Source organism: Streptomyces sp. 11x1 (assembly GCF_032598905.1).
Lineage (GTDB): Bacteria > Actinomycetota > Actinomycetes > Streptomycetales > Streptomycetaceae > Streptomyces.
In genome coordinates, this window is sequence record NZ_CP122458.1 from 43,061 (window position 1) to 57,775 (window position 14,715).

General features: G+C 66.2%; 13 protein-coding genes. 11 read left to right on the forward strand and 2 right to left on the reverse strand.

Going from position 1 to position 14,715, the window contains the following annotated elements; all coding sequences use genetic code 11:
* Positions 1 to 79: 79 nt before the first annotated feature.
* Positions 80 to 859, forward strand: coding sequence for an IS5 family transposase (locus tag P8T65_RS00240; protein WP_316723383.1), 780 nt, complete (start codon positions 80 to 82; stop codon positions 857 to 859).
* Here P8T65_RS00240 and P8T65_RS00245 read toward each other — a convergent pair.
* Complete coding sequence (locus P8T65_RS00245; protein ID WP_316723384.1) at positions 851 to 1,381, reverse strand: hypothetical protein; 531 nt, start codon at positions 1,379 to 1,381, stop codon at positions 851 to 853. The two genes, P8T65_RS00240 and P8T65_RS00245, sit on opposite strands and share 9 nt — an antisense overlap.
* A 111-nt stretch (positions 1,382 to 1,492) precedes the next feature.
* On the opposite strand from P8T65_RS00245, the gene P8T65_RS00250 reads away from it, so the two are divergent.
* The 6 genes from P8T65_RS00250 (at position 1,493) to P8T65_RS00275 (ending at position 8,727) form a co-directional block, all read left to right on the forward strand.
* Positions 1,493 to 2,494 carry a tyrosine-type recombinase/integrase gene (locus P8T65_RS00250; protein WP_316723385.1) on the forward strand — a complete coding sequence of 334 codons (1,002 nt, stop codon included), beginning with the start codon at positions 1,493 to 1,495 and terminating at the stop codon, positions 2,492 to 2,494.
* A 17-nt stretch (positions 2,495 to 2,511) separates the two neighbouring features.
* Positions 2,512 to 2,862 (forward strand): helix-turn-helix transcriptional regulator, encoded by a 351-nt coding sequence (locus P8T65_RS00255; RefSeq protein ID WP_316723386.1) that lies wholly within the window; start codon positions 2,512 to 2,514, stop codon positions 2,860 to 2,862.
* A complete protein-coding gene (locus P8T65_RS00260; RefSeq protein ID WP_316723387.1) occupies positions 2,859 to 5,288 on the forward strand; it encodes a site-specific integrase in 2,430 nt (809 codons plus the stop codon). Before P8T65_RS00255 ends, P8T65_RS00260 begins: the two co-directional genes overlap by 4 nt.
* Complete coding sequence (locus tag P8T65_RS00265; protein ID WP_316723388.1) at positions 5,285 to 5,893, forward strand: AAA family ATPase; 609 nt, start codon at positions 5,285 to 5,287, stop codon at positions 5,891 to 5,893. The genes P8T65_RS00260 and P8T65_RS00265 overlap by 4 nt, the downstream gene beginning before the upstream one ends.
* A gap of 133 nt (positions 5,894 to 6,026) precedes the next feature.
* Positions 6,027 to 6,374 (forward strand): helix-turn-helix transcriptional regulator, encoded by a 348-nt coding sequence (locus P8T65_RS00270; protein ID WP_316723389.1) that lies wholly within the window; start codon positions 6,027 to 6,029, stop codon positions 6,372 to 6,374.
* A gap of 199 nt (positions 6,375 to 6,573) precedes the next feature.
* Positions 6,574 to 8,727, forward strand: coding sequence for a hypothetical protein (locus P8T65_RS00275; RefSeq protein ID WP_316723390.1), 2,154 nt, complete (start codon positions 6,574 to 6,576; stop codon positions 8,725 to 8,727).
* A gap of 72 nt (positions 8,728 to 8,799) precedes the next feature.
* Here the strand turns inward: P8T65_RS00275 and P8T65_RS00280 are convergent, their stop codons facing one another.
* Positions 8,800 to 9,903, reverse strand: a complete 1,104-nt coding sequence (locus P8T65_RS00280; RefSeq protein WP_316723391.1) for a hypothetical protein — start codon at positions 9,901 to 9,903, stop codon at positions 8,800 to 8,802.
* Between the two features lie 187 nt (positions 9,904 to 10,090).
* On the opposite strand from P8T65_RS00280, the gene P8T65_RS00285 reads away from it, so the two are divergent.
* From P8T65_RS00285 to P8T65_RS00300, 4 genes are all read left to right on the forward strand, one after another.
* On the forward strand, positions 10,091 to 10,699 hold the full coding sequence (locus P8T65_RS00285; RefSeq protein WP_316723392.1) for a hypothetical protein: 609 nt from the start codon (positions 10,091 to 10,093) through the stop codon (positions 10,697 to 10,699).
* 13 nt (positions 10,700 to 10,712) lie between these two features.
* Positions 10,713 to 11,324 carry an NPCBM/NEW2 domain-containing protein gene (locus P8T65_RS00290; protein WP_316723393.1) on the forward strand — a complete coding sequence of 204 codons (612 nt, stop codon included), beginning with the start codon at positions 10,713 to 10,715 and terminating at the stop codon, positions 11,322 to 11,324.
* A gap of 1,232 nt (positions 11,325 to 12,556) precedes the next feature.
* Positions 12,557 to 13,210, forward strand: a complete 654-nt coding sequence (locus P8T65_RS00295; protein ID WP_316723394.1) for a hypothetical protein — start codon at positions 12,557 to 12,559, stop codon at positions 13,208 to 13,210.
* A gap of 183 nt (positions 13,211 to 13,393) precedes the next feature.
* Positions 13,394 to 14,656: an IS701 family transposase gene (locus P8T65_RS00300; RefSeq protein WP_198655123.1), complete on the forward strand. Its 1,263-nt coding sequence runs from the start codon at positions 13,394 to 13,396 to the stop codon at positions 14,654 to 14,656.
* Positions 14,657 to 14,715: the final 59 nt, after the last annotated feature.

Below are 14,715 nucleotides of genomic sequence, written 5' to 3' on the forward strand. Positions count from 1 at the left end.
CGCGGAGTGCGACTGTCTCGCCCATCTGTACGGCAACGCCGGCGACCGCCCCTTGCGGTCCCGGTTTTACGAGTCAGACATGACGGATGAGGAGTGGCAGGTCATCCGGCGGATGATGCCACTTCCGGGCTGGCTGTGCGGGCGCGGGGGCAACCCGGAGGGCTACTGCCACCGGGAAATGTTCGATGCGGTGCGCTATTTCGTGACCAACGGGATCAAGTGGCGGGCGATGCCCGCCGACTTCCCGCCCTGGTCAGCGGTCTACGCCTTCCAACATCGCTGGCAGGCCGACGAACTCCTCGACGTCCTCCATGACCGCCTGCGCGAACAGGTCCGCCTGGTCGAGGGCCGGGACGATCCCGAGCCGACGGCGGCGATCGTCGACTCCCAGTCGCTGCGCGGCGCGGCCACCCTCACCGGCGAACGCCGGGGCTATGACGGGGCCAAGCTGGTGTCGGGCTCCAAGCGGCACATCGCGGTGGACTGTCTGGGCCTACTCCTGGTGGTGATGGTGACCGCCGCCGACCTGCAGGACCGCGACGCGGGCGTGACCCTGCTCAGTGCCGTGCGCCGCCTGTTCACCCGGGTGCGTCTGGTGTGGGCCGATTCCGGCTACGCCGGCGCGCTGGCCGACTGGGCCCGCGAGAAACTCGCCCTGAAAGTCGAAGTGGTGTGCCGCACCGACGACATGAGCGGCTTCGTGGTGCTGCCGAGACGGTGGGTGGTGGAGAGGTCGTTCGCGTGGCTGGTCAACTGCCGTCGCCTGGTACGTGATTACGAACGCACCGCCGCCGCGCACGAGGCGTATGTGAAGTGGGCGATGGTCACGCTGATGACGCGCCGACTCGCCTCAGCGTGAGACGGCGGTGAAGCAGCGGCCGTCGCCGGCGGCCAGCCACTCCCGCTCCACGAGCCGCTTGAGCTGCACACGGACGCCTTCGTGCCGACTGCGGCTGGCGCCCTCGCCGAACAGGGCCCGCACCACATCGGGCACCCGCACCGGCCCGTCCGCGCCCGACACGAACTCCACGATCTTGGCGTACAGGCCGGGCAGCCGGGCCGGATCGGCCCCCTCGCTCCACTGCGGCACATACCGCGAGGCGGGCTCCGCCCCCGTCACCGCCTGCGAGGACTCCCCACCGCCCTCCGCAGCGGCCACCTCGGACGCATCGTCCGCCCCGGTGGCCCGGCCACCAGCCCTGCCCTCGCGCAGTTCCTGTTCAACCTCCTCGAAGACCTCACCGCCGATACGCCAGCGCGTGACCTGCTCTTCGACCTGGGCCGCCTCCCGTTGCAACACCGCGATCCGCTCGTGGAGTTCGACAGCCCGGGCTTCGAGATCACCCAGTCGGCGCTTGATGACAGCAGCGGGCGTGGGCACGGCGGACCTCCAGGCTCGACGACGAGAACACCGGCACCCTGCACGCCCGAACCCGAAGATCACAAGCTGCAAACAAGCAGGTCAGACACGTGATCGGTTGGAAAACAGCTAGTGAGGGGCTGGCGGGCTCAGCAGAAGTCGCGAGGGCTGAAGGACGAGACGATCGACCCGAGGGAACGGCTGATCCGCCGGTTTCTGGAGTTCGCGAACGAGTACCCGTGGCAGTGGACGCCGGCCCACCTGGACGAGTGGTCGGCATCTCTGACGAGCGAGAAGCATCTGGCGCCGTCCACGATCCGCAGCTACCAGGGTGACGTCCGCCTGTTCAGCGAGTTTCTCATCGACGCCCGATACGGCTGGGGTCCGGCATGTGAAGAAGCATTCGGCACTTATCCGGTGGCGATCTGTCACGAGTGGAATACCCTCCCTCACCTGCAGGATTACGAGGGCGAGCCGGAGGCACGGCCGTTCACAAGGGAAGAGCTGCAGCGGTTCCTCGACTATGCCGACGACCAGGTCGCACGCGCCGTGAAGGCCAAGCGCAAGGGTGCTCTCGCCGCCTACCGGGATGCCACCCTCTTCAAGGTCATCTACGGGTGGGGGCTTCGCCGGACCGAGACTTCCAAGCTCGATGTGGTCGACTTCGGACGCAATCCGCAGGCCCGGCAGTTCGGCCGGTACGGCACGCTCAACGTCCGCTACGGCAAGGCGAAGAAGGGCCAGCCGCCGCGGCGGCGGAACGTGCTGTCGGTGATGGACTGGGCCGTCGAGGCGGTCGCCGACTATGTCGAGAACGTCCGGCCGCGATTCGGATTCCCTGATCACCCGGCTCTGTGGATCACCGAGCGCGGGGGCCGTCTCCAGCCCGGCTCCATCAACGACCGGTTCGAGGCATACCGGGACGCCCTAAAGATCCCAAAAGATCTAACTCCCCACTCAATCCGGCATTCTTACGTCACGCATCTGACCGAGGACGGAGTCGACCGCCGGTTCATCCAGCAGCAGGTCGGCCATGAGTGCGACAGCTCCCTGGCCATCTACACGCACGTCAGCGACGACTTCATGAACACTTCCCTGCACAAGGCACTGGCTCCGGCGTTCGCCGGGGCCTGACAGGAGGGATCCCGGCGATGGCCGCCAAGCTCGATTACCACTGGCACCTGCGCAAAGTCATGGCGGACCGCGGGATGTTCTCTACCACCGACCTCATCCCTCCGCTCGCCGAACGCGCTATCAGCCTGTCGTCGAGCCAGGTCTACCGGCTCGTCGTCGAGCGACCGGAGCGACTGAGCCTGAAGATCCTCATGGCCCTGCTCGACATCCTCGACTGCACCATGGACGACCTCATCGAGCCCATCGCGGCGGCGGGCGCCGTGAAGAAGCCGAAGAAGGCAGCCTCCGGCGGCTCGGCACCCAATACGGAGGGACTTGGCGGGCTGCGGCCAAAGCGGGCCCGGATCAGGGGCGTTGACCGGTCATGACCACAGCGGACCAGCTCGATCGCGCCGTCACCGACCCGATCGGCCTGATCACCGACCTCGTCGCCGACGTCGAGAACGATCTCGACAGCGAGACCATCCGGACCGTGGTCACCTCGGTCGCGGGCGGCCGCGCGAAGTCGCGGAACGTGGCCAAGAACCTGGCGATACGGCCTGCCGTCCTGACCGACGGCCGCTCTCCGGCGCCCCGGGCCGTCGGCGATCTGCTCATCGAGCTCCGCAAGGCCGGGGCATCGGCGATCGCACCGCCGGTCTGCGCCGAGTGCGGCAAGAAGCTGCGAACCCTGCACCGCAAGGGCCAGGACTGGTACTGCTCAGTCTGCGGTCAGGAGAGGGCCGAGTGCACCACCTGCGGCAACATCCGACGCGTCGGCTTCCGGGACCGCAAGGGCCTGCCCCGCTGCTCGATGTGTCCCGACCACGACGACCGTGATCCCGTCACCGTCGTCCACGAACTGATCACCACGATCGCCCCGGGCGCCGACCGTGACGCGGTCGCCGAGGCCCTCCGCCGGACGGCACCCCACCGTCCCCACTATCGCCAGCGAGTGGTCTGGGCCCTGGAGGACAACCCGCGCCTGCTGACCGGGGAGGGACATCTTGCACCGCAGCGCGCCATCCTGAAGTTCATTGACCTGCTGCACGAGGCTGGTGTCGCCGGGATCGTCCGGCCCGCCTGCCCTCGCTGCCGCCGGGTGGTCCACATCGACAAGCCGCTGGACGGGCAGCGGGTCTGCCGCAACTGCATCGCCAAGTCCCGCTTCGAAGAATGCGTACGCTGTGGTGCCCGGCGCGAGCCGGCCACCCGCGACGCCGAGGGGCGCCCGCTGTGTCCGAGCTGCCTGGTCAGGGACCCGGCGAACCTGGAGACCTGCATCGTCTGCGGCGAGTCACGCATGGTCAACTCCCGCACCGCAAACGGGCCGATCTGTCCGAACTGCCGTCCCTTGCCCGAACTGCTCTGCTCGATCTGCGGCCGCACCGCACCCTGCATGCTCTCGAAGCTCACCGGCCTGCCCCGCTGCGGCGGCTGTGACAGGCGCCAAGCTCACTGCACTGTCTGCGGACGAATGCGTGGCATTCACTCCGGCACCGCCGACGCCCCCATCTGCGGCCCCTGCACCACACCGGACGCTGAACTCTGGCGTCCATGTCCGACCTGCAAACAAGCCGAGCGGCTGCACGCGCCGGGTCCGTGCCCTCGCTGCACACTCAAGCATCGGCTCCACGAGATCCTCAGCGACGGCACCGGCTCTATACCCCCGAAGCTGCAGCCCCTCCACGACGCCCTGGCCAGCGCTGAACGGGCCGGCACCGCGATGCGCTGGCTTTCCAAGGGCATTGTCTCCACGGTCCTGTCCGATCTCGGCTCCGGCCGCCGTCCCCTCACCCACGAGGCCCTGGACGAACTGCCTGAAGACAAGGTCGTCGAACACATCCGCAGTGTTCTCGTCGCCACCGGCGTCCTACCCAGTCGGGACGAGCAAATGGTCCGTCTCGAACGGCACGTGAAGAACCTCGTCGCCTCCCATACGACGGCCGAGGGACGGAAAGTCCTGCACCGGTACGCGACGTGGCACCTCCTGCGCCGGCTTCGCCGTCGCAGCCGCGGAAAAGAGATCACGCACTATCAGCTCACGGTCGCGCGACAACATCTGCGGGCGGCCGTCTATCTCCTGAACTGGCTCGAGGACCAGAACCTGACCCTTGCCGCCTGCCGACAGACCGACCTCGAACGCTGGATGACCAGCGACGACGTCCGCCTTCGCCAGGAGGCAGGCCACTTCGTGCGCTGGGCCCTCGCCCAGAAGATCGCCCGGGATCTCAGCTTCCCGGCCGAGCGATGGAACGGCCCCTCCCAGGCGATGGACAACGAAGCCCGCTGGGCCACCGCCCGACGCCTGCTGCACGACGACACCCTCAAGCCCGAAGACCGCCTCGCCGGCCTGCTGTTGCTCCTCTATGCCCAGTGGCCCGCGGCGATCTCCCGGCTCACCGTCGACCACATCGAGGAGACCGACGCAGCCGTCCGCATCCGCCTCGGCGCCGTCCCGGTCGAACTTCCGGCACCCGTTGCTGAACTCGCCCTCCAACAAGTCGCGGTCCGCCACAGCCATGCCGTCCTCGCCCGAACAGACTCACCCTGGCTCTTCCCCGGAGGCCAGCCCGGCCGCCCGATCAGCGCCTGGGCCATGGGCGAACGACTCCGCAAACTCGGCATCCGGCTGGCGGAAGCCCGCTCGACCGCACTCTTCCAGCTCGCCACCGAGCTGCCCGCCGCGGTCCTCGCCCGCACCCTCGGCATCGACATCACCGTCGCCGTCAAATGGCAGCGAGCCGCCGCCGGAGACTGGGCTGCCTACGCCGCTGATGTGAGCCAACGAACCAAGGAGCATCCGGCCCCATGATCCCGACCACTACCGACCAACCTGCGAACCGCAAGCAGCCCACGGCTACCGGACCGACCACGAGCCAGGAGATCTACCTCATCACCGGAATCCCCGCGGCGGGCAAATCGACGATCGCCCAACTGCTGGCCGAGCGGCTCCCGAGGTCAGTGCACGTGCGCGGAGATCTGTTCCGGCGCATGGTGATCAACGGCCGAGCCGAGATGACTGCCGACCCGTCCGAGGAAGCAGTACGACAACTCCGGCTGCGTCATCAGCTGACCGCACAGACCATCGACAGCTACTTCGAGACCGGCTTCACCGTGGTCGCCCAGGACGTCATCCTCGGAGAACACCTTGCCAGGATGATCGCGCAGATCCGCAGCCGCCCTCTCCACGTGATCGCCCTCACCCCACACCCGGACGCCATCGCCGCACGCGACACCGCCAGATCCAAGACCGCCTACGACGCGTGGACCATCGGCCCCCTCGATCACGCTCTGCGGCAGGAGACACCTCGCCGCGGACTCTGGATCGACACCTCCGAACAGACCCCCACCCAGACCGTCGACGAGATCCTCGCCAGAGCCCCGGGAGAGGCACGAATCGAGCTCCGCAACACGTGATCCGCCAGGCATTCGGACACTTCCAATACCCGACTCCACCGTTAGCGACGGCTCACGCTGACCCGGAGCTCGCGAATCTGGCGGCCAGCTCTCGGGCGGCCCAGCGACTGGTGATGGACAAGGGGAACCTTCGGTGAAGTGGAATCTGCGGATGGTGGCCGCCCAGCGGGACCTGTGGCGGCCGACCGAGGTGCTCGCCGCCTTCCAGCAGGTCGGGTTCAACCCATCGCTGAGCAAGGTGGCCGCACTGTGGAGCGGCACGCCGGTCACGGTGCGCCTCGATGACCTGGACAAGATGTGCGCCGCACTGAACTGCACGGTCGCCGACCTGCTCCAGGCCGAGCCGCTCGCAGAGGGCCAGGCCGCGCCGGAGTCCGGCCAACGGGCCGTCAGCGCCGGGGAACAGCCGACGACGGGCCCGGTGCGGCCGGTGCCGCGCAGCCGTCATGGTGCCGGGCCGCGCTCGCTCCCGCCGAGCTGAGGGCCAGCCAGTGACGGTGGGGCGCGGGAAGGGGCTGGCGCGGAGCTGCCCGGTGTGCCTGGGCTGGATAGTGGTGCACTGGTACCGGGTGTGCGACGGGTGCCGGCCTTGGGTAAGGAAGTACCCCGAGCGCGGGGTGTGCCCGCGGTGCCGGCACGAGGCACACCTCAACACTGACGGCCTGTGCAAGCCGTGCCTCATGGCGATCCGAGTTGAGGAAGACGCCGAGTGGGCTCTGGGACTGGAGGACGCGCGGCCTCGTCCGGTCCAGCTCACGGTCGGCGGCACCTACGGCGACCGGTCGTCGTCGGCCCGGCCGCTGCGCCGACCCATCAAGAACGGACGGGGTGTGGGGGTCGAGTGGTGGACCAAGCTCAGGCGGCAGCGCGCCGCTCCCGCCGGGCCGCCTGTGCTGGAGACCCAAATGCGCGGTCAGGTTCCTCTCTTCACCGTGCCCCGGGCATTGAGCGACGCCACGGTCAGCGCGATCGTCGGTCGGCCGGTCGTCGGGTGGGAGGAGGCCCGGCAGGTGATCGAGGCGATGGCGGCTGAGCACGGATTGACCGCGGGCTGGCGCAGCAAGGTCGCCGAGATGGTCCGCCTCGCCCTGGCGGTGCGTGAGGCCGAGGGCGCCGAGCGGCTGCCCGAGGCCATGCTGCGGGACCTGCCGACCAACGGGGACGCGGTCCGCCTGATCTTGCTGCGGGTTGGGCTCTTGGACGAGGCGCCCAAACCTATGCGGTTCTCCATCTCGGACCAGCCCGCCCGTACCCCGTACATCACCGCTCCGATGCCACTGCCGCCTCGGGCGCCCCGTCAGTGCGCCGACTGCTACGCCTGGATTCCCGCCGGCCGACGGGCAGGATTTGTCTGCGATCCGTGTCGGCACTGGCGGGAGCGGGCGGGGCGAGGCCGGTGCTGCCGCTGCGGGCGCGAGGGACTGGCCCTGCGCGATGACCGTTGCCGCAGCTGTCACCCCTACCGCCTCATCGACCAAGCCCGCCCGGCGTCCCGGCGGTTCACGCAGCTGGTGATCGCATTGCCGACCGGCAAGGGCGGGCCGTTCGAGGCGTTCCCGGTCGGCGACGGCCAGGCGCCCGACTACGGCGAGCACCGGCCCGCTCTGCATACGAGCCGCGGACAGGAACCGCTGTTCACCAGCCGGCGCGACTGGGCGCCGGTGCTGGCCCGGCTGCGGAGCATGCCTTCGGGTGAGCCGCCGTTGACCGAGACCGCCCAGTGCTTGCTTGAGGAGTTCACCCGCCATCGACCGGGGCAGCGGCCGGACTACCGGAAGAACACCCGCACGCTCACGATTCTCTTGTACTGGCTCGGCGCCGATACGGCTGTCTTCGAACGAGAGGTGCACGACCTGGCCCGGATCGACGTGAACCTCGCTGCCAAGCCCGTCTGCCAGTTCCTGCGTGCCCGGGGGCTGCTGGTGGAGGACCCCTCCCTGCATCGGGACGCGGATCTGGCGTGGATCGAGTCGACCCTCACCGCCCTGCCGGAGACGGTCGCGAGTGAGGTGGGCACCTGGGTGAAAGTCATGCGCGAGCAGGGCCGCCGCGAAGGCGAGCCCCGCGGGTACGACGGTATCCGCCGCTACCTCACCACGCTCCAGCCCACCCTCACCGCGTGGACCACGGCCGGCGTGAACTCACTGAGAGAGATCACGAAGGACCACGTCGAGAACGCCGTGGACGGCTTGTCCGGCTACGCCCGCCGAGGGCTGGCCACAGCCCTGCGCAGCCTGTTCCGCGCGCTCAAACGCGAGCGAGTGATCTTCCGCAACCCCGCCCGGGACCTCCCGGTCGGCGATCTCAAGGGGATCCCGAAGTCCGTCCCCTCCGACCTCCTGATGGGGCTACTCGACCAGGCGCCGACGCCGCTCGGCCGCCTCGTCGTCGCCTTGGCCTCTATCCACGCACTGCCCGGACACGAGATCCGAACCCTGCACACGACGGGCCTCGACCTCTCCCGTGGCACCCTCGAAGTACCGCGCGGGCTGCTGCGGCACACCCTCTACCTGGACGAGCTCACCCACCAACTCGCCGCCGACTGGACAACCTACCGCCATCTTCGGTGGCCCGCCTCGACCAATCCCCACCTGTTGGTCAGCCAGAAGACCGCTGTCGATCCCGACCACCCGGCCGCCAGTATCGGCACGCTGCGCGCGGCCCTCCCTAAGGGCCTGACCCTGGACGGCCTGCGCCAGGACCGGATCCTCAACGAAGCGTTCGAGACCGGTGATCCCCTACGGCTCATGCGGCTGTTCGGCATCACGGAGCAGACGGCCATGCGCTACGTCGCGGCTTCCCACCCAGAGCGTACGTCCCGGCTCCCCAAGTGATTCGCGCGTCGGTCAGGTACGCCCCGGCATCACAGGTAGCCGCTTGGTGTTCATGTAGGAGTGCGCATGTGATCAATCAATGTTGATCACTTGCAGGTGGCCAGGAATCTCTTGTACAGGCGGCTCAGACGAGCTCACACTCACGTACGCTCGGCGCCCATTTGGGCTGATGGCGACGTACCAAGGAATTCCATTTATGGGTAGCGTGGCAGTCGTGGATTTCGTAGCCGTATCGATCATCGTGATTGCATTGCTCGTCTTGTTTGCGATAGTTACGTAGGCGTATCGGCCGTCTGGACTAAGGGCAATAGCCGTTGGCGCATCAGCCGTGGATATAGTTGACGCGATGGCTTTCTTTTGGGTGTCAATCACGGCCACACCGTGGCGTTTGGGATCTTTACTATTACGGTAGGTGACGTAGGCGTACTTGCCGTCTGGTGATACCACGAGGCCACGCGGATCCCCGGGCAGGCGTACCATTGCAGTGGGCTTATTCGTTACGCTATCGATCACCGAGAGGCCGTTCTCGTCATGTGTTGCCGCGTAAATGCGACTGCCATCTGGAGCAGTTGCGATGGCCTCCGCAAATCCCGGTGTTCCGATGAGAGCAGTGCTATACGTACCGAGGTCGATTACTGCCATGCCGCCGCTACGACCGTAATAAATATAGGCTCGACGTCCATCAGGGGAAATGACGATGTCATCACCCGACGTCTCTTCAGTAATAGTGGTAACCGTGTTGGATTGGGTATCAACAACCGAAAACGCTTTTCCGATCACGTAGGCTTGGCGCCCGTCAGTGGTGAGGGCGATACTCTCTGGATCGCTTACGTGGGGAATGATGGCAGCCACCGAAGCGGTTGCTGCGTCTATTACTGAAATGCTTCCAAAATCTGAATCGAGTGCCGCCTCATTTGCGACGTACACTCGTCGCCCATCCGGGGATACGGCTATCCCTCGTGGACGTTCAATCGTGACAGATGGTCCAAGTTTCCACGACGGTACAGGAGAGGGTTTCACCTCGGAGGTCGAGTTGCCTCCACAAGATGGGAGCGCAGCCGACATCAAAACCACGCATACCAGCGATGCAGCAGTTCGCACCCGCCACCGATTTCCCGGAATTCCCCTGTTTCTACGCATGCCGGAAAACATACCAACGACCACGCGTTCGCGCATATCATGCTAGGCCAGACGGGTTTTCTGTTATGGAGCCTTCTGGGCCAGTGGGTGACCGCATGCTCCATTCAGGTTAGGTATGGGATGCGGAAAGGAGAATTCAGTGCGCATAGTCAAGGAAGGACTCTGCCTACACCGTTCGCGACTACATGACCCGGATTTGCGTGATACATCGGAGGGAGGACCCATGACGGTCTCCGCTTCCCAACCACGTCACTCGTTGCGCCTGAAGATGTCACGTGATTGGCCTCTCATCGGAGCTACCGTTACGGCTTTCCTGAGTTTCATCATGCTATTCCCACCTTGGCTTACCGGCGGGGAGGAGAGTGAAAACGCCTTCGGGGACAGCTTGCAGTCGGCTGGCCCGGCGCTCATCATCGTGATGGCGGTTGCCACGATCGCATTGCTGGGAGCTGCTCTGACAAGGATAGACAGGCGACTTCTGAGGGCCGCGCTTGTGCCGACCTCTATTCTCCTGGCCGTATACGTGGTCAAGGTTGCGGACGTCTCCGAACTCGCAGATTTGTACAACCGGTTCGCGGAGGGAGCCCTCACGACCGTGAGCGTCAGCACCGGTGCCGGGCTGTGGCTAGGGTTCGTCTTCGCCCTACTGACGTTGCTCTGTGTTCTCCTGGCCTTGGGCCTCAAGTGGGGGTCCGGAGAAACACTCATGTATCCTGCGGCTCTCAGGGAAACCCGGGAACCCAGAGACAGCACATCACGGGACGCCTACTCTAACTACCCACCGCGTCCAAAAGATCCGCCCGATGCGCCCCACGGACCCAGCAATGGGTGACGGGGCAAGCTCCATGAACGTGCCACGCAAGGCCAGCCGCACGCCTTTGAAGCGTTTCCATATAGCAGCTGCGGGTATGGCAACGGCTGTCATGCTGGCGGGCACGGGAGCATGCGGAGGCGAAGGCCGCCAAGCTACACAGCCCACCCGCACCATCACCCAGACGGTCACCGCGGGTGAGACCTCGACACCGAGCCCGTCTGTGAGTACAAGCCCGACTTCACAGACCCGGTATCTGAGCGATCTCACCCCACTGACTTCCTCCCAAGGCGTAGACACCAGCGCAGTCGAGATAAACGGTGAAGGCTTCGCCCGGAGCGTGACGCTGATCGCCAACGCTGCAGGTCCCGTCAATAGCGTCGAATACAACCTGAGCCGCCACTGGGACATGTTTTCCGCCACTATCGGGCTACGTGATGATTCCCCAACTGGAGGAAAGCTGACCTTCGAGGTTTCCGTTGACGGCAAGCAGGAATACAGCGAGACGGTTCCACTCGGAAGGTCACAGAAGATCGAGCTGGACCTGAGTAACGCGCTACGGATGAAACTAACCGTGACCTATTCCGGTCAAGACGCCGGGAGCAGTTACTACGGGTCCTGGGGTAATGCGCGCCTCTCGTCCTGACGATCTCCGAGGCACCGTCGTCGCGTGCTGCATTTACCTTGTTGTGGGCGTCAGCCGCATGCTGGTAGGCGCGGGCGATGGTTGAGTCCACCGAGACGTCCGAGATGATCAGTCCTTCGGCCTTGGCCCGCGCCTGCAGTTGCTCGAAGAAGCGGTGTCAGGTGCCGTCCCGATGCCAACGCCGGAACAGTCCGTACACCGTCTCCCATGGGCCGTACCGGCCCGGTGTTGCCCATGACCGCCCCCTGGTCGCCCGTAGCCAGGGGTTGTGGAACTCGTACGCATAGCTGAAGCATCGGTGGCTCGGCATACGGGTTCCTTCGTCCTGACCTCCAAGAATCTGTGAACCCGTGCGCTTCCGAACGCACCATCGCCAAGATCAAAGCCGACCACTCTGGGCACGTTGGCGCCGAAAGACGGCTCGAAGCGCTCGGCGCGCGCCCACGGCTTCCGGGAGAGCCGGGAGACCGCTGGCTGGCCGAGATTCTCCCGCAGATCGGCGCCGTAGCGATGCGCCACGGCGGCAATCACCGCTTCTGCGGACGGTTGTCGCGTGTTGCCGCTCGGCTGACGACGCTACCAGGGCGACGGGCTCGCGGCTGATGACCTCGCCCAAGGCACCCTTCCTTTCGTCGAGTTGACCGAGTTGCCTACCGCCTCCGACTGGTGCCAGGGTTGAAACGGCCGACGGCACTCCTTCCGTCACCTCGGTGAGGGCGGGTTCGATGCCCGGCGGTACGCGGTCGAGTTGCAGTCGGAGAAAGAGGCCAAGACCTTCGTGGTGGAGCATCACTACTCCGACCGGCCGGAGTAGTGATGGAAGTGTTGAGAGTAGGATCAGGGCACGAGGCACTGACCTGCTCGATAGCCTGCAGGAAGATCTTGTTGTTAGCTTCGGTGTCGTTGCAGCCCGCGTCGCCCGATCATCTGGGCGGTTGTCGCAGGAGACCAGCAGCGGGCACAAGCCGAACACGCCGTGTGGCGGCGCAGGCGACGGCAACCGGCGAGCCACACCATAATGCGTTCCATTCGGCCGGGCCGGTGAGCGTCTCGCGGGGCGGCAAACAATGTATTGCCAGCTTCCCTCTGACTCTCGCTCGCGCTCTGCTGGGGCTCCATATTCGAGTTCCTATCAGTTTACGAGCTCGACATGGCCGATCAGCCTAAAGGCTTCCGGAATGCTCACGGGCTACAGTTCTTGGGTACACCCCGTTGACCAGGAAGGGGGTCCGATGCAGAGTGCGGCGTCCAAGGACGTGGTCGAGTTCATCGGGCACAACCTCATCGGCAGAACTCTGACCTCTCAGCCGATCAACACGCGCACCCACGAGGGTCGCGTGGAGACGACGTACACGGACCAGACCTTCTTCAGCAACCTGGTCCAGCGTACAAACGGATTCGACTTCGACTTGACCTTGATCACGCACGGTCGCCAGTTCCACCTTGACGCCGAAGACCGCCCCGGTGCGGCCGCCGGAACAATGGACGCAGTCCGGGTGTACCGGTACGCGATGACCGAGCGCGTGAGCACGGGCCAGCTCCTCGGCTTCGCCCGGTACGTCAGCTCAACCAATACACACTTCGACCCGCTGGCGGGGACCTGCTTCCTAGTCCAGATGCGGATTGATGACGGCGCCTTGCTCGTCACCGAACACCAGGTCGGATATGGCGACTTTCCGACGCCAGACGGCGGCCGCAAACCGCAGGCCATGGACTGCCGCTATCGCTACCGCCTAGACGACAGGGGGGTGCTTTCGGTCGAGTTCGATCAGAAGTCTTTCGATGTAGACGTGAATTCGTTCGAGCGGCAGCCGACCAACGATCAGTTCCCCACTCAGGTCAGTCGCGAGCTGTTCGACACTGAGGGCGCGCCAGTCGGGAGCTAGCGGGCCCGAGGACCAGTTCTCCCACCACGGGCTCGATAAGGTCGCCCGCGCCGATCACCTCGGCGAATAGGCGGTCTGGGCACCCGCCGCCAAGCGCACATACTGCAAGGCCTAGTAGTGCTTGGTCAGGTTCACTCGCCGGTGGCGTGTCCGTTTGATCGCTTGTTCCGTTGACCTGTTGTGATGGGTGGGGAGCTTGCCGCGGTCCGGTGTGATCTGGAGGACTTCGCGGCAGAGATGTTCGAGCCGTTCGCGCGGGCGGATCAACGCCGGTGGGGAACGGTCTATCTGCGGGGCCTGCTGCTGGACGGGCGGCGCAAGTCGGTGGAACCGATGGCCGCCCGCCTGGGCGAGGACGGCAACCGGCAGGCCCTGGCGAACTTCATCACCACCAGCCCGTGGGACGCGGCGCATGTCCGCGCCCGCCTGGCCTGGCGGATGCAGCAGGTGGTCAAGCCGACCGCGCTGATCGTGGATGACACAGGCTTCCTCAAGGACGGGGACGCCTCGGCGTGTGTGGCCCGGCAGTACACCGGCACCGCGGGCAAGGTCACCAACTGTCAGGCCGGGGTGTCCCTGCACCTGGCCTCCGACGACGCGTCGGCTGCTGTCGACTGGCGTCTGTTCCTGCCCGAGAGCTGGGATCCCGCCTCGTCCAAGGCCGATCCGGGCAAGGTGGCCCGCCGCACCACGTGCGGCATCCCCACCGACGTCGGACACGTCGAGAAGTGGCAGCTGGCCCTGGACATGATCGACGAGACCAGGTCGTGGGGCATCGACGTCCCGATCGTCGTCGCCGACGGCGGTTACGGCGATACCGCAGCCTTCCGGCTGGGCCTGGAAGAACGCGGGCTCGGCTACGCGGTCGGCATCTCCACCACGACCACCGCCCACCCGGAAACGGCACGGCCGCATACCCCGCCCTACGGCGGTCGCGGCCCTCGGCCCCAGCCGGTTTATCCCGAGGCGGCCAGGACGGTGAAGAAGCTGGTCATCGAGGCCGGCAAGCAGACAGCCCGGCCGGTGCAGTGGCGGGAAGGCTCCCGCCCGGGCAGCGGCCGCAGCGGCGTCAAGCGCATGTACTCCCGCTTCGTGGCCCTGCGCGTGCGGCCCGCCGGACGCGAGATCCGCAAAGCCTGCGACGGCCCGGAACTGCCCGTCTGCTGGCTGCTGGCCGAATGGCCCGCCGACCAGCCCGAACCCGTCCAGTTCTGGCTGTCCAACCTTCCCGCCGACACGGCGCTGGCCACCCTCGTGCGCACCGCGAAACTACGCTGGCGCATCGAGCACGACTACCGCGAGATGAAGCAGACCCTGGGCCTGGCCCACTTCGAAGGCCGCACCTGGCGAGGCTGGCACCACCACGTCACCCTCGTCTCCGTCGCACACGCCTTTTGCACCCTTCAGCGCATCACCCGGTCCCCAAAAGAGACGGCGCCGGCCTGAGCCTCTACCAGGTCGCCCGCGAACTGCAGCTACTCCTCGCGGTCTGGACCGGCGCCTGC

Excerpts from the sequence above, each read along its gene's own strand:
- P8T65_RS00260 (WP_316723387.1), top strand. The coding sequence starts at position 2,859 with ATGACCACAGCGGACCAGCTCGATCGCGCCGTCACCGACCCGATCGGC.
- P8T65_RS00285 (WP_316723392.1), top strand. The coding sequence starts at position 10,091 with ATGACGGTCTCCGCTTCCCAACCACGTCACTCGTTGCGCCTGAAGATG.
- P8T65_RS00240 (WP_316723383.1), top strand. The coding sequence starts at position 80 with ATGACGGATGAGGAGTGGCAGGTCATCCGGCGGATGATGCCACTTCCG.
- P8T65_RS00300 (WP_198655123.1), top strand. The coding sequence starts at position 13,394 with ATGGGTGGGGAGCTTGCCGCGGTCCGGTGTGATCTGGAGGACTTCGCG.
- P8T65_RS00280 (WP_316723391.1), bottom strand. The coding sequence starts at position 9,903 with ATGCGCGAACGCGTGGTCGTTGGTATGTTTTCCGGCATGCGTAGAAAC.
- P8T65_RS00255 (WP_316723386.1), top strand. The coding sequence starts at position 2,512 with ATGGCCGCCAAGCTCGATTACCACTGGCACCTGCGCAAAGTCATGGCG.
- P8T65_RS00290 (WP_316723393.1), top strand. The coding sequence starts at position 10,713 with ATGAACGTGCCACGCAAGGCCAGCCGCACGCCTTTGAAGCGTTTCCAT.
- P8T65_RS00295 (WP_316723394.1), top strand. The coding sequence starts at position 12,557 with ATGCAGAGTGCGGCGTCCAAGGACGTGGTCGAGTTCATCGGGCACAAC.
- P8T65_RS00275 (WP_316723390.1), top strand. The coding sequence starts at position 6,574 with ATGGCGATCCGAGTTGAGGAAGACGCCGAGTGGGCTCTGGGACTGGAG.
- P8T65_RS00265 (WP_316723388.1), top strand. The coding sequence starts at position 5,285 with ATGATCCCGACCACTACCGACCAACCTGCGAACCGCAAGCAGCCCACG.